This window comes from Litorivivens sp. (assembly GCF_057445395.1).
In genome coordinates this window covers 1-20,217 of record NZ_JBVBUV010000068.1, presented here as the reverse complement: position 1 = coordinate 20,217, position 20,217 = coordinate 1, and the positions used below count along the sequence as shown (strand labels likewise).

Annotated in this window: 18 protein-coding genes; 6 read left to right on the top strand and 12 right to left on the bottom strand. The window is 52.4% G+C overall.

All coding sequences use genetic code 11. The features are described from left to right. On the top strand, nt 1-1,252 hold a 1,252-nt coding region (locus AC222A_RS15540; protein ID WP_486775216.1), incomplete at its 5' end, for an Orn/Lys/Arg family decarboxylase. A 124-nt stretch (nt 1,253-1,376) separates the two neighbouring features. Here the strand turns inward: AC222A_RS15540 and AC222A_RS15535 are convergent. Next, nucleotides 1,377-2,507, bottom strand: a complete 1,131-nt coding sequence (locus tag AC222A_RS15535; protein WP_486775215.1) for an aromatic ring-hydroxylating oxygenase subunit alpha — start codon at nt 2,505-2,507, stop codon at nt 1,377-1,379. A 158-nt stretch (nt 2,508-2,665) separates the two neighbouring features. Here AC222A_RS15535 and AC222A_RS15530 point away from each other — a divergent pair, with 158 nt between their 5' ends. After that, entirely contained in the window at nt 2,666-3,349 is a 684-nt protein-coding gene (locus AC222A_RS15530; RefSeq protein WP_372759949.1) for a TetR/AcrR family transcriptional regulator, read from the top strand. 221 nt (nt 3,350-3,570) lie between these two features. After that, a complete protein-coding gene (locus AC222A_RS15525; protein WP_372810457.1) occupies nt 3,571-4,287 on the top strand; it encodes a YebC/PmpR family DNA-binding transcriptional regulator in 717 nt (238 codons plus the stop codon). A 115-nt stretch (nt 4,288-4,402) separates the two neighbouring features. On the opposite strand, the gene AC222A_RS15520 is transcribed toward AC222A_RS15525, so the two are convergent. Continuing rightward, on the bottom strand, nt 4,403-5,719 hold the full coding sequence (locus AC222A_RS15520; protein WP_372759121.1) for a M14 family zinc carboxypeptidase: 1,317 nt from the start codon (nt 5,717-5,719) through the stop codon (nt 4,403-4,405). Nucleotides 5,720-5,757: 38 nt separating this feature from the next. Further along, on the bottom strand, nt 5,758-6,303 hold the full coding sequence (locus tag AC222A_RS15515) for a TetR family transcriptional regulator (protein WP_372749875.1): 546 nt from the start codon (nt 6,301-6,303) through the stop codon (nt 5,758-5,760). A gap of 77 nt (nt 6,304-6,380) precedes the next feature. Here AC222A_RS15515 and AC222A_RS15510 point away from each other — a divergent pair, with 77 nt between their 5' ends. Continuing rightward, on the top strand, nt 6,381-8,594 hold the full coding sequence (locus AC222A_RS15510) for a TonB-dependent receptor (protein WP_486775214.1): 2,214 nt from the start codon (nt 6,381-6,383) through the stop codon (nt 8,592-8,594). 3 nt (nt 8,595-8,597) lie between these two features. Here AC222A_RS15510 and AC222A_RS15505 read toward each other — a convergent pair whose 3' ends face one another. From AC222A_RS15505 to AC222A_RS15480, 6 genes are all read right to left on the bottom strand, one after another. Further along, a complete protein-coding gene (locus AC222A_RS15505) occupies nt 8,598-9,323 on the bottom strand; it encodes a DUF554 domain-containing protein (protein WP_372764589.1) in 726 nt (241 codons plus the stop codon). Nucleotides 9,324-9,348: 25 nt separating this feature from the next. Beyond that, nucleotides 9,349-9,855, bottom strand: a complete 507-nt coding sequence (locus AC222A_RS15500) for a GNAT family N-acetyltransferase (RefSeq protein WP_372797850.1) — start codon at nt 9,853-9,855, stop codon at nt 9,349-9,351. A 183-nt stretch (nt 9,856-10,038) separates the two neighbouring features. After that, nucleotides 10,039-11,085, bottom strand: coding sequence for a type I glyceraldehyde-3-phosphate dehydrogenase (gene gap / locus AC222A_RS15495; protein WP_486775213.1), 1,047 nt, complete (start codon nt 11,083-11,085; stop codon nt 10,039-10,041). Nucleotides 11,086-11,330: 245 nt separating this feature from the next. Next, nucleotides 11,331-12,545: an iron-containing alcohol dehydrogenase gene (locus tag AC222A_RS15490; protein WP_372764902.1), complete on the bottom strand. Its 1,215-nt coding sequence runs from the start codon at nt 12,543-12,545 to the stop codon at nt 11,331-11,333. 141 nt (nt 12,546-12,686) lie between these two features. Then, the gene (locus AC222A_RS15485) at nt 12,687-14,531 is read right to left on the bottom strand and encodes an alkyl/aryl-sulfatase (protein ID WP_486775212.1); all 1,845 of its coding nucleotides are present in this window, start codon (nt 14,529-14,531) and stop codon (nt 12,687-12,689) included. A gap of 232 nt (nt 14,532-14,763) precedes the next feature. Next, complete coding sequence (locus tag AC222A_RS15480) at nt 14,764-15,717, bottom strand: NAD(P)H-dependent flavin oxidoreductase (RefSeq protein ID WP_372748989.1); 954 nt, start codon at nt 15,715-15,717, stop codon at nt 14,764-14,766. A gap of 81 nt (nt 15,718-15,798) precedes the next feature. Between AC222A_RS15480 and AC222A_RS15475 the strand changes: the two genes are divergently transcribed. Then, nucleotides 15,799-16,062 carry a hypothetical protein gene (locus AC222A_RS15475; protein ID WP_486775211.1) on the top strand — a complete coding sequence of 88 codons (264 nt, stop codon included), beginning with the start codon at nt 15,799-15,801 and terminating at the stop codon, nt 16,060-16,062. A gap of 51 nt (nt 16,063-16,113) precedes the next feature. Here AC222A_RS15475 and AC222A_RS15470 read toward each other — a convergent pair whose 3' ends face one another. The 3 genes from AC222A_RS15470 to AC222A_RS15460 all read right to left on the bottom strand — a co-directional run bounded on the left by AC222A_RS15470 (nt 16,114) and on the right by AC222A_RS15460 (nt 19,416). Next, complete coding sequence (locus AC222A_RS15470) at nt 16,114-17,220, bottom strand: NADH:flavin oxidoreductase (RefSeq protein WP_372760476.1); 1,107 nt, start codon at nt 17,218-17,220, stop codon at nt 16,114-16,116. A 181-nt stretch (nt 17,221-17,401) separates the two neighbouring features. Next, complete coding sequence (locus tag AC222A_RS15465) at nt 17,402-18,754, bottom strand: choice-of-anchor Q domain-containing protein (RefSeq protein WP_486775210.1); 1,353 nt, start codon at nt 18,752-18,754, stop codon at nt 17,402-17,404. Between the two features lie 17 nt (nt 18,755-18,771). Next, the gene (locus tag AC222A_RS15460) at nt 18,772-19,416 is read right to left on the bottom strand and encodes a TetR/AcrR family transcriptional regulator (protein ID WP_486775209.1); all 645 of its coding nucleotides are present in this window, start codon (nt 19,414-19,416) and stop codon (nt 18,772-18,774) included. Nucleotides 19,417-19,805: 389 nt separating this feature from the next. Here AC222A_RS15460 and AC222A_RS15455 point away from each other — a divergent pair. Beyond that, nucleotides 19,806-20,217: glutathione S-transferase N-terminal domain-containing protein (locus AC222A_RS15455; protein WP_486775208.1), on the top strand; the 412-nt coding region annotated here is incomplete at its 3' end.

Here is a 20,217-nt window from a genome sequence, read left to right as displayed (position 1 = left end):
TGACGGTGTGCTTTACAACGTTGAGGAAATCAAGGAAGAGCTGGACGGCAAAATCGATACCCTGCACTTCGATGAAGCCTGGCTGCCCCACGCCGCCTTCCACGATTTCTACGGTGACTATCACGCCATTGGTGAAGACCGGAAGCGCTGCGACGAGTCCATGGTTTTCGCGACTCAGAGCACCCACAAATTGCTCGCCGGTATTTCGCAGGCCTCCCAGATTCTGGTGCAGGACTCCAGTAATCGCAAACTGGATAAAGACCTATTCAACGAAGCGTATTTGATGCACACCTCCACATCGCCCCAGTACTCGATTATCGCGTCCTGTGATGTCGCAGCCGCCATGATGGAACCGCCGGGCGGCACAGCCTTGGTAGAGGAATCGATTGCTGAGGCGATGGAATTCAGGCGCGCCATGCGCAAGGTCGACGACGAATGGGGGGCTGACTGGTGGTTTAAGGTGTGGGGCCCAGATTACCTTGCTGAAGAAGGCATGGGCCCACAGGAAAATTGGATGTTAAAACCCAATGATCGCTGGCATGGCTTCGGTAATCTGGCGGATGGATTCAATATGCTGGATCCCATCAAAGCGACCATCATCAATCCGGGGCTCGACGTGGATGGTGACTTTGCCGAGCATGGCATCCCGGCAGGCATTCTCACCAAGTACTTGAGTGAACACGGCATCATCGTTGAAAAGTGTGGCCTGTATTCCTTCTTTATCATGTTCACCATTGGTATCACCAAAGGTCGCTGGAACACGCTGGTCACGGAACTGCAGCAGTTCAAGGATTGCTACGACAAAAATACCCGTTTGTGGCGATGCATGCCGGAGTTTATCGCAAAGCATCCTCGGTACGAAGCCATGGGATTACGCGACCTGTGCGATCAAATCCACGGCGTATATGCCCAATTTGATGTCGCTCGTCTGACAACAGAAATGTATCTCAGTGACCTGACTCCAGCCATGCGCCCTTCCGATGCCTGGGCGAAAATGGCTCACCGTGATATTGAACGCGTGCCGATTGATGAGCTCGAAGATCGCATAACAGCCATGTTAGTTACGCCTTATCCTCCAGGCATACCTTTGCTTATTCCAGGAGAACGTTTCAATAAAACGATCGTAGAATACCTACGATTTGCGCGAACATTTAATGAGCAATTCCCTGGCTTTGAGACTGACATTCATGGCTTAGTAAAAGAATCCCGTGATGGCAAGGTTGAGTACTATATAGACTGCGTGCGCGACTAACGTTATGTGTTTATAGCCGCCGGACTTAGCACCATAAACCAGGATGCTGGGCTGGAATCTGTAATCCTTGCGAAGGGTGTCAGATTCCAGTCGTAAGTTTTTCTGTCTGAAAGACAGGTAAAAATTAGTATTTTTCACCCTCCAGTGCTTTATTCCAGGATTGGTGCCAATGCTGCACTACGGGTTCGTTACGACCTACAATGACAGTCGGCAGCCCCGCCGAAAGACCTTTCTGACAAGCTTCGGCCGCAGGAAGATCCTCTTCCTCAAACAATTTCCCCCCAAATTCAAATGCCTCGCGACAAGCCTCGAAATTGCCTTTGTCGCGCGCAACACCTGAGTAATAGACCACTGATTCACCCGTCAGCCGCCCGGGTTCCACTCGTATCATTTCGGCATCACCCGAGTTCACCACGATTACTGTGGCGGGGAAAATCGTGTGATTCATCGCCCCGGGAAAGGCATCCGGCCACTGAGCAGCATCAATCTTTGCGAGCTTTTCAATACCGCGAAATGCAAAGGCCCAGCGTGTGTGTTGCCCAAAAGTGTCGACTACCGCCCGGTCATACATCAGCGGCGCCAGTGAACTGCGGTGCACAGACGCAAAGTGGTACGCCTCATGACTTAGCCCGGCAACCAGTTTCCAGTTCGCTGCCGCTTCATAGCGGTGCCGCCCGACGGACATCGCGTCTGTAAAATCAAAGCCCGCAAGCGCAGCGTCAATACCACTCAGCGCATTTTCCAACTTCTGTTGGGGTACTGTTGTCTGGGCACCCACAATGATCAATCCACACATTTCTGCGACCGGCAGTGCTATCAAATTACTGTCGTGTTCCATGTCAGTAAACGCAGCAGCTTCCCGGCGACCTGCGAGACTTCCGTCGAGGTCGTAGCTCCAGCCATGAAACGGGCAAGTGAGACGCCGAGCTTCGCCGCACCCCGCCGCCACTGGAGCACCGCGGTGCTTACAAACATTAAGGAATGCCCGGACTTTGCCGTCGGCAGCACGAGTTAATAGGACAGGGACGTCTAGTATGGTGGTAGTCATATAGCTACCTGGTTGAGCTATTTCGCCTGAAAACGCGACGACTTGCGGCATCTCCATAAAGAGTTTCTGGCGTTCGCGCTGAAAGCGTGCTGTATCAATAAATTCGCCGCTTGGAATCTCTATCGAGTGGGCTGCAAGGTCGGTTGTGCCGTCTGCTAGATGTTGTAACATGCGGTCTATGATTCGGTGGTTTTCTGTGGGTGTCATGCAAACTCCTTAAGACTGCCCGCTTGAGCGCAGTTGAACTATCCTCAAGGATAAAAGACGCGTATCTATTCAGGTACTCCAGTTTTTGGGTCTCAGCTCGTCGGTAACTGGCTGTTTTTAATAGATAATAATTTTAATCCCGCGAGGAACTCCGGTTTATGGCCGCTAATACTGCGACACCTGCCGAACCCCGCCGTCGGCCTAAGCAATCGCGCTCGCGGGCGCTGGTCAAAGCTATACGCGAAGCTGGATGTGCCATCCTCGAGGAAGAGGGCGCCGCTGCGTTGACCACGAACCGCATTGCTGAACGTGCTGGGGTTGGGATCGCCTCGGTATATCGTTACTACCCCAACAAACAGGCAATCCTTGCCGATGTATTCGACGAGAAAGTGAAATTAATCGACGCGTACTACCGTCAACTCATCAAAGAACGAAAGCTGGGTACGTTCCCCCTGCGCGACGAAATTCGACACCTCATTGAAACCCCAGTGCAACTCTCACTACAGCTCATACAGCTGCACCGTGACTTTTATCGGCACCACTACAGCGATTTTGAAATCAGTTATCGTACTGCGCCTGACGGCGCGCAGAATTGGGTCGAATGGGGAGAAAACTGGTGGCAGAGTGTGCTGGAGAGGCGGCGCGACGAGCTCCGAGTTTCTGAACCTAAACTTGGCGCCAGGATTATGCTGATGGCTGTGCGGGGCGCTATTGATGCTGCCATAGACAGAGAGCCAGCCTTACTGGAAGAACGCGAATTTGTTGAGGGGCTAGTCGATTTGGCCTGCCGCTACCTGCTGCATGACGGATCTCCTTCGATAACAGGCCGGGGCGATAACTGAGACGAGTAGCTGCGAAACCCACTATTTACTAAGGTAGCTGTCTTGGCGGAAATGACAACAGTCGAATCGGCAACGGGCTTGTCTGATGATGAGTGGCAGCGTATGGATTTCAGTTCTCATGCAGAATCCCCTTCGCCATGCGCAGGGGAGCTGTCAACGATTGGCATCTCCCATAAATAGGGTAAAATGCTGCCCAGCAACTTCCTACAGGAGTAAGTGTCATCGGACGCGCATATCAAAACCGTAAAGACTCAATGGCGAAAACCTCTGATGCTAAAGCGCGGGTTTACAGCCGCTATGCTCGGGAAATCTACGTTTGCGCTAAATCCGGTGGCTGTGACCCTACAGGCAACCTGACCCTGCGCGGGCTCATCGAGCGCGCCAAGCGCGATCAGGTTCCGACGCACGTTATCGACAATGCCATCAAGAAGGCCCAGGGCGGTGCGGGTGAGGACTACTCGCCTGCTCGATATGAAGGCTTCGGCCCTGGTGGCTGCATGGTGATTATTGAATGCCTGACTGACAATCCCAATCGGACTTTTGGCGATGTGCGACTTTGCTTTACCAAAACCGACTGCAAAATTGGCACTCAAGGGACCACCAGCCACAGCTTTGACCATTCGGCGATTTTCGTATTCCCGCATGACGACGAAGAAGCTGTGATGGAATGCCTGCTAGAGGCGGAGGTTGACCTAACCGATATTGAGGCGGATGGGGGCTCTCTTAGTGTGTTTGTACCACATACAGAGTACTTCAAAACCAAAACAGCGTTGCTGGAAGGCTTTCCCGATATTGAGTTTGAAGTAGACGAGATTCAGTTCATTCCCAAGGGCTCCACCCCGATCAGCGAAGAGCATCGTGAGCAGTTTGATAAGTTTATGAATATGCTTGATGACCTTGATGATGTTCAACGCGTGTATCACGACGCTGTTCTATAGCAAATTCGACTCATACGATTAAAGTTAAGGGGCCAGAGAATGGCCCCCGTTATTAACGGTATGTCCTGTACCCGAGAATAAAAACCAGAACGTATATTGCTAGGGTGTTCTTGCCTTACTTCGATTTAGCAGTAGCAAGATGCTTCAGCGTTAACAGTATGGCGTCCGCTTGGATCTGAACAAGTTTGCTCAACGCAACAGGCTCCAATGTTGCCTCCTCTTCAAAGTGCATGATTGCCTTGTCGAGAAAAACACTCGCATCGGTGCCAGCTGCGAGGAGTTCCTCTGATTCGACATGCTGCACCAGGTCATGGCTGAGTCGTCGCATTAATCCGGCCGGACGCATTGCTGCCATTGTGAGTTGAGACCTGAGCGCATAAATGTGTGTTGGCAATGGCGTCGCTGGGTCAACCGCGCCCGCTGCCATCGTGAGTTCGGCCGCAAATCCATCAGCATTCACGTGCCATTCTTTAAGCGCTTCGAAAATTTCACGCTGGTCTTGAGTTTCTATATAAGGTTCAAATGAAGGAGCGTGGGTTTTCAGCAGCGCCGTCAGTTCACTGAACAGCGCTAGCTGGAATTCCAGGACATCGCCCAGTGTTTTGCCAGATGGCGATGTGTCGAGTAATCGTGCGTCATGCCAAAGGGGTACTTCGGTGGTTAGTGAGAATGTATCAAATTGCTTTTTGGCGTAATGCGCACCGGAGTTGCCGGCAGACCAGCCGATTGGACCCTCGCCGCCAATCATGGCGTTTATATTAGGAAAGGCGAATACACCGGCGGCAAACGGTTGTGCTTGTGCACCGGGATCGCCGACCGGATTTACACCCAAGCCAGAGTTAGCGGCAATGTCACTCAAAGCTTGACTGAGTTCGGCGTGGTTGTCGCTCACAATGTGAAATACCCCGCCGTGGTCTGCGTGATGGAGCGAGGACTGAAAATCAGGTTTCACCAAATCTAGTGCTTTTTGCCAGGCGAGATTTTCTGGGGTCGATTGGGTGAACGTGTAATCGTCGGTGTTCAGGGGGAAGGTGTACTCTGGCTGCCGCGCCAGCGCGGGACGGAAGTGGTTTTCCATGTAACTTCGTAAAGTAAGCGGTTGAGTGCACCACGCTTCATTTAAGCGCAGCCCCTCCGGGTCAATGGCTTTTATGAAGTGCCATTGGATATCCAGCTGCTGTAACGTTTTGTCGTTCAGGATCTTATCAATCAGATACTCGACGGTCAGCGCTCCCACGGGTTCGTTAGGGTGTGGCACGCCCAGTATCAGCGCCGAGCGAGCGCCCTGCCCTATGCTGATCATTCTAATGTCGCGCCCGCTGCGACTTTTCCCAATAACTTGAATTGTTACATTCGGTAGTTTCTTAGCCTGAAGTTCATCTGTGCGATGCTCGAGGGCCTCTATAGTGGGAAAAGTCAGTGCTTCGCTCATGGTTGTTGTCCTGTGTCGAAATATCAAAGGCCGGCTTTTCAGCACGGTGTAATTATGTGTGACATTGCTTTAAGCATGTCATTTTTCTGGGTATGCGGATCGTCTAATCCCACGTCGCTAAGTATTAATGCTCCGGTTTCGAGCATGAGTAAGATCCGTGCGCATTGTTCTGGTGTCGCATGCAATTCAATCACCCCAGACTTTTGCGCGTCGATAATGTCTTGGGTGGCAATTTCGAGCCATTTTTGCGTTAGTTCTTTTGATCCTGGCCGCGGCTGCATTACCGCTTTTTGCAAATACGCAATTGCCAGTTGGTCGCTCTCGCTGAGCTGTTGGTCGCCGCCGCTACCCCACAAGGTGGGCAGACCCCGTTGCGCGCGCTGGCGAGCCCACTCCAGATATTTAATGTCTGTAGCTTCCAGTAGGCCTCGTTTTCCTTCGAAATGTCGATGTATCAGGCCTAGGGCTACACCGGCTTCTGCGGCTATTAAGCGACTGGATGCCTTTTCATAGCCAAATTGAGCAAAACAGTTAAATGCAGCGTCGATCAGTTTGCCGCGCCCGTTGTCTCCAATTCTGCCCACGTGTGTGCCCGTCCTTGCCATTGGTGGTTAAATTATATACATTAAGTGGACAAGTGACCACTATTGAGCAGCCCATCATGACAATCATCGATAATTGCCTATCGTTCAGCCGTATTGGATCGGCAATGGTGATCTCGGCGGCGTGCCTAACTAGCGTCTGGGCGGCAGAATCTTCGCAGACTAACAAGATCGAGGAAGTGTTGGTTACGGCCACCAAGCGCGAGCAGGCCTTGCGGGATATTCCGGCCAGTATCAATGCCCTTTCAGGGGCTGCATTGGAAGAGGATGGGGCTCAGGAACTGGCAGACTTTCTAAATCAGATTCCCGGTATCACGCAAAATCCCCTCGGCACGGATCAGAACCGGATTACCATCCGCGGCGTCGGCGCGGATACAGCTCGGTTGACCACCTCGCAAACCACCGCGATCATGATCGGTGAAACGTCCTTCAGCGATCCGATGTTTTCTGCAGTCAGCCCTGATGTTAACCCTTTTGACTTGGCCAGTGTGGAGGTTCTTAAGGGTCCACAGGGAACACTATTTGGCAGCTCTGGTCTGTCGGGTGCGGTGCGCTATGTTCCTGCCAAACCAGAATTTGGTGAGTGGCGTCTCAAGCTAAGTGGCTCCGTCAGTCAAACAAACGAGGGCGAAGATTCCTACTCCACTTCGGTCGCATTAAATATTCCCATCGGTGGTGATTATCCTTTAGCCATGCGGGTTGTTCATGTGGAGCGCGATGTGGGCGGGATTATTGATAACGAGCGTAACGGTGAGGTAGACATTGACAGCCGGGACCAAACCAGCCAACGCGCCTTGTTGGCATGGGAGCCGACCGACAAATTACTGATCGATGCCATGTATATGGAACAGCGATCCTTTGCCGACGAAATGGCCTATTCTAGTGACACCGATGGTGAACTCGTTCGCTCCACTTCATATGGTCCCAGTTGGCAGGAAACAGCTTTTGATATCGCCAATTTGACCGCCACCTACATCACGCCTTTTGCGGATATTGTCGTTACCACGAGTCGCATATCCAAGTTTCTGGATCAGCATTTGGACGCTACTCGTCTCGTGAACAATGCTAGCCTGATCGGCACGGAAGTAGCCCGGATTCAGCTATTTCAAGACGTTGAGGGCGACACTCAGGAGCTAAGATTGGTATCAAATCACGGCGGTCCGATCAAATGGATTGTTGGCGGATTCTCGCTAGATTACACTCAGTTCTTCAGTACTACGCTTCTTAATCAGTCCAGCAGTAACTTGTTGCCACTTGGCGCAAACATTCTGCCGCCTGTCGTGCTAACCGAAATTACAGCCGACCTCGAAGCACGCGAGATCGCGTTGTTCACGGATGTTAGTTGGGCTTTCAGTCCTGACTGGGAAGTCAGCCTTGGGCTTCGAGACTACCGCTCGGTGGTCAATGGTGCTGTGGTTGGATCTGGAGCGATTATTCTCGTTGCTACGGCTTCGCCGGAGTATTCCAATGTGGCCCGTATTTCAGAGTCTGGCTTGAACCCCAAAGCTTCAATTACATGGACGCCCTTTGATGAACTTATGGTCTATGCAAGTGCCTCTAAAGGATTTCGCATGGGGGGTATCCAGACTATAGCTGATACCCCCACGACAGATGTTCCTCCCATCTTTAAATCAGACACACTCTGGAACTACGAGATCGGCGCGCGGATGTCGTGGTTGGAAGATACGCTGATTACCGATCTAACCATTTTTCAGATTGACTGGGACGAGCCGCAGATGGTTCAGAGAACCCCCGACAATCTCTTTAATATTATCGACAACGTTGGCAGTGCAGAAGTGGACGGCGCAGAACTGGCGGTGAACTACCTTACGCCGCTGGATGGACTCACGCTACAGGTAAGTGCTGCCTACACCGATGCATATACCACAGAAGATTTTAACTCGCCTGATGGTACACCGGTGCCCGAAGGTACTCCCCTGCCTGGAACTAGCCAGTGGCAAACCGCTACCACCTTAAATTATGGCTTTACCTTGGGGCAATGGAGTCTCGATACCAGTTTGAGCCACAGCTATTACAGCGAGGCCTGGAACGATCTTAAGAAAAGCGCTGAAGTGCTCGGCTATGAAACGCTGGATGCTCGGGTTACCGCACGGCGCGGCTGGGGAGAACGCGAATTGTCGCTGTCTCTCGCGGCGACCAATCTGGATGATGAGCGGGGCGTTGCCAACGTACTTTATAACGCTGAAGATCGGCAAGACGTCTATTACATACGGCCGCGTACAATAGAGTTTCGAGTTGCCATCGATATCTGACATTTAGGCGCGTAACAGCGTAACCAGCTTGTTGCGCACCCGGCTCAAAACCACCACCAGTATTAGTGCTGGCATCAGATTGATCACGTCGATCTCTGCAGTGCCGAGTAGCGTCAAACCGATTGCCATAATCAAAACGCCGCCAGTCGCGGATACTAAGCGAGTAATTTCTTCGGTAAATAGCTGTCGCGACACCGTTGCCAGCACCGTTATGCCGCCTTGGAACAAAAGCATCGGTACAATCGAAAACAGAACGCCCACCCCGAGCGCAGACGCTAGCGCAATCGAGACCATGCCATCAATGGCGGCCTTTACCATGAGGAGCTGGCGGTTTCCCTCGATACCCTCCTGAATGGCACCGACAACTGTGAGCGACCCGACACAGAAAATCATGAAAGCAGTGACCAACCCTTCGGTGAAACGCGGGTCACCGAGCGTGAGTGCCGCCTCGAGGCGATTACCCAGAAACTCTGCCGTCGCGCTCAGACCAACGGCTTGTCCGATAAGGCCTCCGAGGATCAGGCTCATGATCAGCACTACCATGTAGGAGTCGGGTATTTTCAGGGCCATGCTGATGCCCATGATGAGTACGCCCAGACCCACAGCCTGAAACAGGATGTTTTTCATTTCGGCAGAGAAGAGCTGTTCAAGCCCCAACCCGATTAGGCTGCCTGCTACCACAGCCGCCATGTTGATTAGCGTGCCAATTGGCCATTGTACTTTTCTCATAGCGGCGTTCCGGTGCTTCTAGCGATCAGTCATTATTGGCAAGTAAGCTTTTTAGCATCCACACATCGCAGCGGTTATGGGGGGTGCCTTCCATAGGCGCATCCAGGCGCTGGAAGCCAAAACGCTCATAGAGTTTTATAGCGGTCTCCATGGAGCGAAGCGAATCCAAATAGCAGGCGCTGTAACCCGTTAGTACTGCAAAATCGAGGCACTGTTCCAGAAGGCTGCGTCCAATACCGTAGCCTCGGCTTTCGGGCAGGAGGAAGAGCTTTCTTAGCTCACAAATACCTTTGTCTGAATTAAACGGTGCGATTCCGCCGCCCCCGACGACATGACCGTTCAGTTTGGCGACCAGATAGCATGAACCATCTTCTGGAAGATAGTGGCGGCTCATGGCGGAAACCTCGGCATCGCCGGGGCCAAAGCCCTCTCCCACGGCGCCGAATTCGGCGCCCACCTTTCGTATAATGCCGCCAATTGCGGCATCGTCATCGGAGCAAATCTGACTAATTGTTACTGGTGTGCTTGGCATTTAACTTTGGGCTCTAGTCGATATGACGCCTATTCTGCCACAGGAATTTAATTAATGGGGTATCACGGGAAGAGCTCTAGTACAGAGCAATTTTTTCCGCGTTAGACAGGCAAGAATTCCGGCGACGATAGCTTTTATTCGGCGCGGTGGATCACATCGACATGCTATTTTTCAAGGGGGAAGTTACGCGGCGTTAGCGCCGGCTTCAGGCGTGCGTGGTTGAATGTCGGTGGCCATCAATGCCCGGCAGCTATCGAGCATGCGATTGGCGAATGCCCATTCGTTGTCGTACCACGCCATGACTTTCACCATGCGACCATTGAGACGTGTTTGCGGTGCATCGAAGATGGCGGACGCGCTCTGGTGATTAAAGTCTATCGAGACCAGTGGCTCTTCGTTGTAATGCAATATTGAACTCATGGGGCCGTTGGCGGCGGCTTTCACTAGAGCATTGATCTCTGCGACAGACGTATCGCGAGCAGCAAGAAAATGAAAATCTATCAGCGACACGTTGATTGTTGGCACACGCACGGCCATACCGTCGAGCTTGCCTGCCAGTTCCGGTAGCACCAACCCGACAGCTTGAGCGGCACCGGTTTTAGTCGGAATCATGGATTGTCCGGCGGCTCGGGCACGATAGAGGTCGGGGTGGTAAACGTCATGCAATTTCTGATCATTGGTCATGGCGTGAATTGTCGTCATGGCACCATACTCAATACCTACGCCGTCGTTTAGCACTTTAGCGATTGGGGCCAGGCAATTGGTGGTACAGGACGCATTGGAAATAATCTGACTTTGGGGTGTCAGTACATGGTGATTTACACCGTAGACCACTGTGGCGTCGACGTCGCTGGCAGGGGCCGAGATGATTACTTTGCGCGCGCCGGCTTGAAGGTGTGCTGTGGCTTGTATGCGTGAGGTGAAAAGACCGGTGCATTCAAACACCACGTCTACATCAAGTGATTGCCAGGGCAGTAGTGTTGGCTCGGTTATGGAGAAGGTCTGAATGCGCTCGCCGTTCACAATTAACGCGGTGCCATCGACATTCACCGAGCCGTTGAAACGACCATGAACGGAATCGTAGCGCGTCAGGTGGGCGTTGACCTCGGATGTCGCCAGATCATTAATAGCCACCAGGTCAATGTGATCGCGCTGATCGGATTCATACAGGGCACGCAAAATGTTGCGCCCGATACGACCATAACCATTAATTGCGGCACGTATCTTCATAGGCTCTCCATCTGCATTAGACTGCGCTAGTGCATGGAAAGTTTTAGTTTGGCTTGGAATATTCGACGCTCTTTTTATGCTTGTAATACGCAGGCGGAAAGAGGCCGCTACGCGTAATTCACTGACTCACTGGATGGATAGGTTGAAACGTGATTTCGGAAGGGCAGCAGAGTTTTCTGGCAATGGCCATTGCGAACATCCGGGCGCCCTGCAGGCGCCCAGTGGTGTCGGTTTCAGCCCGCGATTCAGGCCGGTAGTAAGCGTCTGACAATCTCTTCGCATTCGGCGCGGCGCATGTATTTCGGCACCGGATAACCGTATAGTCCGTGCGATTCATGGAGTGCTCTATCGACGAGCTCTTCGACCATTTCTGGCTTGAGCGCATCGGCGTACTGGGGAATGCCGATATTGGCCTCGAGCTGACGGACAGCGTCAACGAGCGCACGAGCGCGCTGCGCGTCGGAATCGCTGTCAGAGCCAACCCCTGCGGCCTTAGCAATACGGGCCATTTGGGGAGCAGCTTTATCGATGTAGAACTCTAGGATATGCGGTAGAAACAAAGCGTTAGCTAATCCGTGAGGTAAGTGACAGATAGCTCCGAGTTGATGTGCCAAACCATGGACATAGCCAACATTGGTAATGGTGAACGCGGCGCCAGCGTAGAAACTGGCTACGGCCATCGCCTCGCGAGCTTCCAGATTGCTGCCATCTTTGACCGCGGTTTCCAGATTGCCAAATATCATGCCGACTGCAGTAAGGGCTTTAGTTTGCGTATCATCGCTAGCTTCACGAGACAATGATGATTCAATCGCGTGAGTTAAGGCATCCATACCAGTGGCTGCTGTGATTGCCGGTGGCAGGCCAGTCATCAGTGAGGGGTCAAGCGCGACGGCGTTGGGGACGAGTTTGGGGTCTACAATAAAGCACTTGGTACGTGCCTCAGCATCGGTAATTACCGACACCATAGTAGCTTCAGAGCCGGTGCCCGCGGTCGTGGGTATACAGTAGATTGGAAACCCACGGCTTGAGACGCTGAAATAGCCAAGAATATCTCGTGGCGTTTGGTCAGACCCGGAACATATCGCGATCACTTTGGCTGCATCCAATGAAGAGCCGCCACCAATCGCTAACACAGCGTCGCAGCTGTGTTGGAGGCAGTGCTTAATGCCGTTTTCTACCTGAGAAAAGTCTGGATCGGGGAGGACGGCATCATAAATCTCAGTCTGTATCCCCTGTTTTTCCAGTTCAGCAACGACCTGCCCTACTAGCCCTAGTTCCACCAGCATTTTATCGGTGACCACCAGTACTTTTTTGTGTCCAAAGCGGGCGATGGCTGAGCAGAGCGTGGCGTAACTGCCAGCACCGCTGTAGATCAGCGGTGACGACAGGCTGATAAATTTGAGCATAATGCGGCTGAGAAGGCCCATTGCCCGGCTGTATAAGACGGTTAGAAAATGCATGCTGGAGTCTTTCCCCTACTGGTCGGCGGACAATACTACATGGCGAACTAGCGCGATAAAAGGCTCTTTTGCGCACAGTTGACGGCTTTTGTCCGCATTTTCGCTAATTTAAGGAGCCAAATAAGACATGCCGACGCGGTGCTAAGGCGTTGTCATCGGGAATGGGTCAAAATTCGGTAAACCCAGACTGCCCAGCAACTGTCCCAGCCGGATAAAGCTTCCTTCCACGCTGACCCCGTCCTTTCCTACCAAATCTTTCAGGCTGGCCTGACCGCTAATCAGCCTAACCAGCAGCTCCTGGGTTAGCGTCAGGGTTGCATCGGCTTCGGCAGCTAATCCTTGTCGGTGGTTCAGCACCGAGTTTTCCAGCATCAGGGTGAAATCATCACCGGTATCGGTAAACCGAAAGTTCACAGTAACTACCTTGCCGGCCGCCGACTCAGGATCGACATTTGTCGCCATTGCAACAAAGAACAAGTCGAGTGGCACGGAGCGAAGCAGCGCGCCTGCGCTTTCACGCATGTCCACCCCTTGCAGACCATTGCGCAGTTCATTGGCGCCCGACAGATAAACGTCTCGCCACGGCCCGCTTTCAGCTTGATAGCCGAGTTGCTCGTAGGCTTGGGCGAGCATGATTCGGGCGTCCTGGTGACTGGCGTCAGCAAACACCGCGTGGTGAGCCAGCTGGGCAGCCCACTGGAAATCTCCGCTGGCATAGGCATTGCGCGCTTTTTCTACTACCGCATCTATACCGCCCATTGCCTCGACATAACGATTGGCTTCTGCCTCGGGTGGCAGCGGGTCCAGATTAACGGGGTTGCCGTCGTACCACCCAAAGTAGTGTTGATATACGGCCTTGGCGTTGTGCTTGAGTGTTCCGTAGTAGCCGCGCGTTGCAAAGTTGTTGCGCAACGACTCAGGTAGCGTAATGGACGCGGCAATCTCGTTTGGCGTAAGGCCCTGCGATGCGAGCCGTAGTGTCTGGTCATGAGTATAGCGGTAGATGTCGCGTTGCTTTTTAATGTAGTCGCGCACGGCATCGTTTCCAAATACTGGCCAGTGATGAGAATTGAACACGATTTCAGTTTGCGAACCGAAGCGCACCAGAGCTTCATCGATATAGCCAGCCCACTTGAGAGCATCGCGTACTTTGGCACCGCGCAGGGTATAGATATTGTGGAAGTTGCGTGACAGGACCTCTGCCCCGCAGAACGCTGCATATTGTGGCAGGAAGAACATGAACTCCGCGGGAGCTTCGGATTCCGGTGTGTATTGAAAAACAAATTCAACACCGTCTATGGTCAAGGTCTGCCCTGTTCTATTGACCACCGTATTGGGCTTGATCAGCGACGTTGTACCTTGCCCCGGTTGCTTGCCGAGGCCTGTGTCGACATGCCCAGTCGCTGTTCGCGGCAGGGTCATGCCGTACATATAGCTGGCCCGGCGTGTCATTACCGCGCCTGCAATTACGTTTTCGCTTACGGCTTCTCGTGTGAAATGTGCTGGTGCGACCACGGGAACGGCACCGGAATCGGCGTCTGCCTGGCTAACAACTGCCGCTGCGCCAGCAAAGTGGTCAATATGTGAATGGGTATATAGAACAGCGGTTACTGGGCGTTTGCCAAGTGTATCGTTGGCTAGCTTGAGGGCGGCTTCTGCCGTTTCTACAGCAGTAAGCGGGTCCACCACGATCCAACCGTTACTGCCTTCGATCAAGGTCATGTTCGCCAGATCGAATCCGCGCACTTGATAGATGCCCTCCTTTACTTTGAACAAGCCATGAATGTTATTAAGTTGGGCTTGCCGCCAAAGGGAGGGGTTGACCGAGTCTGGGGCACTCTTGTCATTCTGCCAAGCGTAGTCCTTGTCGGACCATACTACGCTACCGTCTTCACGGGTAATAACCAGTGGCGTGCGCGTTGCAATAAAGCCGCGACGAGCGTCCGAAAAATCCTGCTCGTCATCCAGAGGTAGCTGCTTTGACACGGCTTGGTTCGCTGCTTTCGTCGCTGGCGCGGTAGCTGAGGGTTTGCGGGCATCACCTGATGGGAGCGGATTGTTCCCTGCCTTATCTCCGCTACAAGCTGTGATAATTATGGCTAAGCCGATACAGCAACATGCTCTGGAAATGAAAGGCATCGTTATACTCCCTATTATTGTTTTGACAGGTAACGGCATGACATTATTTGAAGCGAGTGTGAAAGCATGTTGAATCCAACTAAACGACGCCGTAGCGTTTCGCGTTATCAGCAAGCGCCGCGCGGAACCCGTTTATGGTGGTGTATATAATGTCACTCACAGGTTCTACAGCATCAATTCGGCCGCACACCTGGCCTATCAACGGTATTGCAGCTTCCATATCCCCACCGAAGTATAGTTGATGATGCCCTGCCATCTGCTCCATAACTTGAAACTTGCCTAAGGCAGCAAGCTCTTCGGTTCTTTTCGTGCGTAGCGCGCGCAGCGCAGGTCGAGATTGCTGGTTTAGAAAAACGGTGTCTGTTTCTCTAGCATTCACGACCGCCTGTTTCCAGTTCTTATGAACCGGGGACTCAGCGCTGCTGAGCATACGTGTGCCCATCTGGACGGCGTCGGCCCCCAGCATAAATGCAGCCGCCATTGTTGCGCCATCGTTGATACCTCCGGCAGCGATGATGGGCAGGGTTGTTCGGGAGCGAATAAGTGGCAGCAGCACCATCGTGGACACCGGGGCCGGATTTTTGAATCCGCCACCTTCTCCTCCTTCAACGACTAGTCCGTCGACGCCAGCATCTATCGCTTTGAGAGCCATTTCCAGTGTCGGCACCACGTGAAATACCTTTATGCCAGCTTCCTGCAGAATGGAGGTGCACAGATTGGGGCTGCCTGAAGACGTTGTCACGAAATCAATCTTCTGTTCTATTACAAAATCCACAGCGTCACTGCTTTTGACGAAAGCGAGGGCCAGATTCATGCCAAAGGGCTTATTGGTTAGCTCCCGCATGCGAGCGACTTCCTCTCGGATATTGTCGAACTCCCCGGAAGAGGTCTCTATCACGCCGAGTGCCCCAGCGTTGCTTACCGCAGAGGCGAGCTGGGAACGGGCTATCCAACCCATGGGAGCTTGAATAATCGGATAGTCAGTCCCCGTCATGGCAGTGACTCTGGTGGTAATGGGTTCTGGTTTATTCATTTATACCTCCTTGTTAGGGGAATCTTACGATATAAATCGTGAATACTACACCGCCAAACATGTGGGGAGTTTTCCGATAGATTGCAATTTCAATTGCATTTGGTCGGTGTCGCGCAGCCCGTTAGCAATAGCACTCTGATTCCTCATAAGCATGTGGCTTTAATCGTGGTGTTCAAGGATCGCTGGGGAATTGAAAATGGCGCGCTAATGCCAACAATGAAGATAAAACGCGATGTGATCGAGAAACGCTATTCGTCACGCGCTGACGACTGGTACTCAGCGCGTCAAATGGTAATAAGGGCATCGGATAATGCGGCCAAGTATTTCGGCCGCCTATTACCTTAAACACGGGCGCCATTCTGTTGCGCCGCGTTTATCCGAGGTTCAGCGCACTCGCTAAACCAATTCAGCAAGCATTTCCTTTGTGTATGGTGCTAGCTGCTCTGCCGACCCCGCCTCAATCTTGGTCGCCCAATCTGGGTTTGCGATCAGCGCGCGGCCTACCGCGACCAGATCGAACTCGGCATTTTCTAGACGCGCGAGTAGATCATCCAGACTAGCAGGTTCAGATTCGCGGAAATGGGCCTGTCCCGGCAGCGGCAAAAATTCATCGCTCAGGCCAACACTGCCTACCGTAATTGCTGGCTTGCCAGTTATTTTGCGTGTCCAACCTGCCAGATTCAGCGTGCTTCCTTCAAACTCGGGTTCCCAAAAGCGGCGTGTAGAGCAGTGGAAGATATCAACGCCGGCCTCACTCAAAGGAATGAGAAATTGCTCCAGCGTCTCGGGTGATTCGACCAGTCTGGCGGTGTAATCCTGTTGTTTCCACTGAGACCAGCGCAGAATAATAGGAAAATCCGGCCCCACCGCGGCGCGAACCGCCTGAATGATCTCAATGGCAAAACGGCTTCGGTTCTCTAGACTGCCGCCATATTCATCGTTGCGTTGATTGGTACCTTCCCAGAAAAACTGATCAATCAGATAGCCGTGTGCGCCGTGCAATTCTACTGCATCAAAGCCAAGTGCTTTGGCATCCGCGGCACCTTGCGCGAAGGCGGCGATAACATCCTTAATGTCCTGCTTCGTCATTTCATGGCGATTAACCTTGCCGGGCACATTCATGCCTGACGGCGTGTACCCGTTCACCTCGCCTTCAGGAGGTGTACCGGCGCGGCGCATACCACCGCAATGCCAGAGCTGAGGTGCGATCTTGCCACCCTCCCGATGTACCGCATCCGCAATCTTTTTCCAGGCGGCAAGCCGCTCTTCCCCATGGAAGTAGGGTACATCCGGATAGCCATTGGCCGCGATGTGATTTATGCAGGTGCCTTCTGTGATGATAAGACCAACCCCGCCCTCGGCACGGCGCCGGTAATACTCCAGAGACTGTGGGCCCGGTATATTGCCAGGCGACATGTTGCGTGTCATAGGTGCCATAACGATACGGTTCTTCAGCGTCAGGGCGCCAAGATCCAGCGGTTGGAAGAGTACTGAGTGATTCAATTCTAACTCCAAGGTAAGGATGGCAAAGTGGTTAACATTAACTCATGCAGTGCTGGGCACCAATGTGCATCTGCGCACAAAGTATGTGGCGTATATGATGAACATTGTTCAAGTAGCCCAATCGAATATATCGCGCGGCTCGTGCTATCGATACAAGTCTCCCGTATCGGAAACTATTGCACTACTCCAATTCGATCGCTCCGATATCGCAGTCGCCGTCACTTGCACGCACTACGCCGCGCTGATCTGTTGTTGAACAGGAATGCATGTCACCGGCAGCTAGTGCAGGGCTACCTTCACGGGGAAGGTGGCTTAGCGCAGGGCCACCATTATCTTGCAGCGGACTAAGCATTGGATCTATGTTTGTCAAATCGCCGGGCTGATTGAACGGACAAGAGCCATCAGAGTCAATATTATTACCCTCTGACCGAATTCTGTTCGCCGCAACCTCAGCAAGACAATCACTCGGCCCATTTTCTGAGACATTCAGTGCGATAATACTATTGCGGACTACGACCTCTAGTAGCGGATTATCTACAGCACCCGTAATAGGATCTGGAGCAGCGTCTAGGTAAGCCTTAGCGAAATGCAGGCCTGCGCCCCCTGACTTTGCCTGATTGGCTGTAATGGTAGAGTTTTCGATAAGCGCGTAAAACCCGCGCACGTCAACGCCGCCTCCTTCAGAGTATAGAAAAGCTATTCCAGTACCAGTAGGCGGAGAATCTAGCCCTTGGGCAATATTGTGACTAATTGTCGAGTTTACAATAGTGCCCCATTGATCAATTCGAATTCCACCGGCTTGCGATGTCGCAATATTGTAACTAACTGTGCTGTCTCTAAGATCCAGCGCTCCATCTGGGTTACAGAAGATACCCGCTCCGCCACCTGCGCGATTATCAGTTATATGAACACGATACAGATGAACCGTGGCGCGGCAGTAGACGCCCCCGCCAAATGAATTGCCGGCTGCGCCGCGTATTGTCACATCAGTGATTGTCGACTCAGCATTCTTGTCGATTTCGAATACACGGTCCAAACGATTTGCGTCCAAAATGGTGCTCGCGGCAGATTCGCCGCGGATAGTCATGGGAACACTAATCTTGAAAGAACCCGTTTCATCGCTAGTAATAACCGGTCTTTCTGCGCCAGACTCCGTATCAGTACCCGGTGTCGAGAGTGGATTCGGGAGTGTAATATCGTAGTAGCCCGCCGGTATATGAATCGTGTAGCGGTTTCCGTCAGATCCAAACTCGCTCGCATTCGCTTCCATAATTGCCGCCCGGATGGTGCACCAACCGTCAGCCGAGGCGCAGATCTGATCCCCAGGATCAGCGTCTGGCTGGTCCTGTTGACTGTCAACGACAAAGGTGGATGGTGACTCTTCTACCGCTTGAGTATCAGCGTTAGGTGGCTCTGATGGATCTGAGCTGTCGGAGGGACCACAGCCTAAAAGTAATAGTGAACACAGAGTCATCATGGAAAATGCTCGATGACCTTGAGTCATTTTGATTTTTTGTAGAGTGCACAAAATCATTAACATAACTCCGATATTTAGAGCTCTTCAGCAATCATATTGTCTAAGAATCGATGAAGCTGACTGGCAACTTGATCGAGAGAGATCCCCAGCTCATCGCCATGCGTCAGCACATGCAGTGTCAGGGTTTCAAGAAGTAGTATCAGGCTGCGCGCGAGCAGGCGATCGAGGATGCGGCCTTCCGCTTGCTCAAAGGCTTCGATATAGAGCGACTCCAGTTCCTCTATTCGCCGCAGCCTCGTCATCATTAATGGGCTGTCCGGACGCTGGGACTCGCCGGACAGTAGAGCAACTAGGCGGCCGTCAGTTCGTGCAAACCGTAGGTAAACGTCGAAAGCTTTTCTCAGGCGGTCTAATCCGCATCCTACAGAGAACATCTCCGCTTTGGACACAACGAGCAGGTGTTGGAGTGACCGGTCAAGCATGGCATCCATCACGGCCAGTTTGTCAGGAAAATAACGGTAGAAGCTACGTCGGGCTACACCTGCACGCTCTATTATCTGCTGCACCGATGTATCCTCGATGCCTCTCTCGGCAAAGTTTCCTGCGGCCGCTTCAATCACGCGCAAAGGAATATCTGCTTTAGGGCCGGCTTTAAGTATCAGCTCCCAATCAACCCTCGACGCATCCTTGTTTCCCTTAACAAGCTTGGAACTGACCATTGTCACCGACCGATGATACATTGTGTATACCTATGATACATGATGTATACATGGCGCACAACTGCCACCTCCCGACATGTCGCCACTGATTATCGTGACTGCTATGGCAAGTGATGGGGTACGCGAAATGCGAGAAAAATTTGAAAGGACTTCGGCTGAACTGGTATCAATTCCTTGATCGCAACGGTTCCCGCCCGAAACTTATATATATTGTCCAAAGAGAAGATGTTGTTCGTGGCCTCTTATGTGAATAGGGGTCGATAACGACGCATTCTCACGCGACAAAGTGCAACACTCTTGCGTTAAATATCAAGTTGGGTCAATATTTTGACACCAAGAATGCCAATATGTTAGCCTTTGATCGCATAACAAACGCGGATTGATCCTCCATGCAGACTACGATGACACTCTTCGGGATACCCTGTTCACTTTACACGGCCAAGGCCCGGAGCTATCTGCGCAAGCAGGGGCTGCCCTTTGAAGAGCTCTCAGTGGGCTCGTCTACTTTCCAGCAGCACGTATTGCCGGAGATACACCGCATGATCATGCCAGTGTTTAAAACAACCCAAGGGCAAATAGTACAAGACGGTGCCGATATCCTGCGTTTCTGCGACGTGCACTGCGAAAGCAAATACCCCCTGCTCCCTGAAGCTCCCTTACTGAAAGCCATTTCCTTTCTTTTTGAATTGTTCGGAGGGGAGGGACTTTTACGGCCGGCCATGCATTACCGATGGAGCTTCGACGACATTAACTTGGATTTTCTTCGCTCTGAATTTCGCTGTATTGCTCCGGCAGAAATAA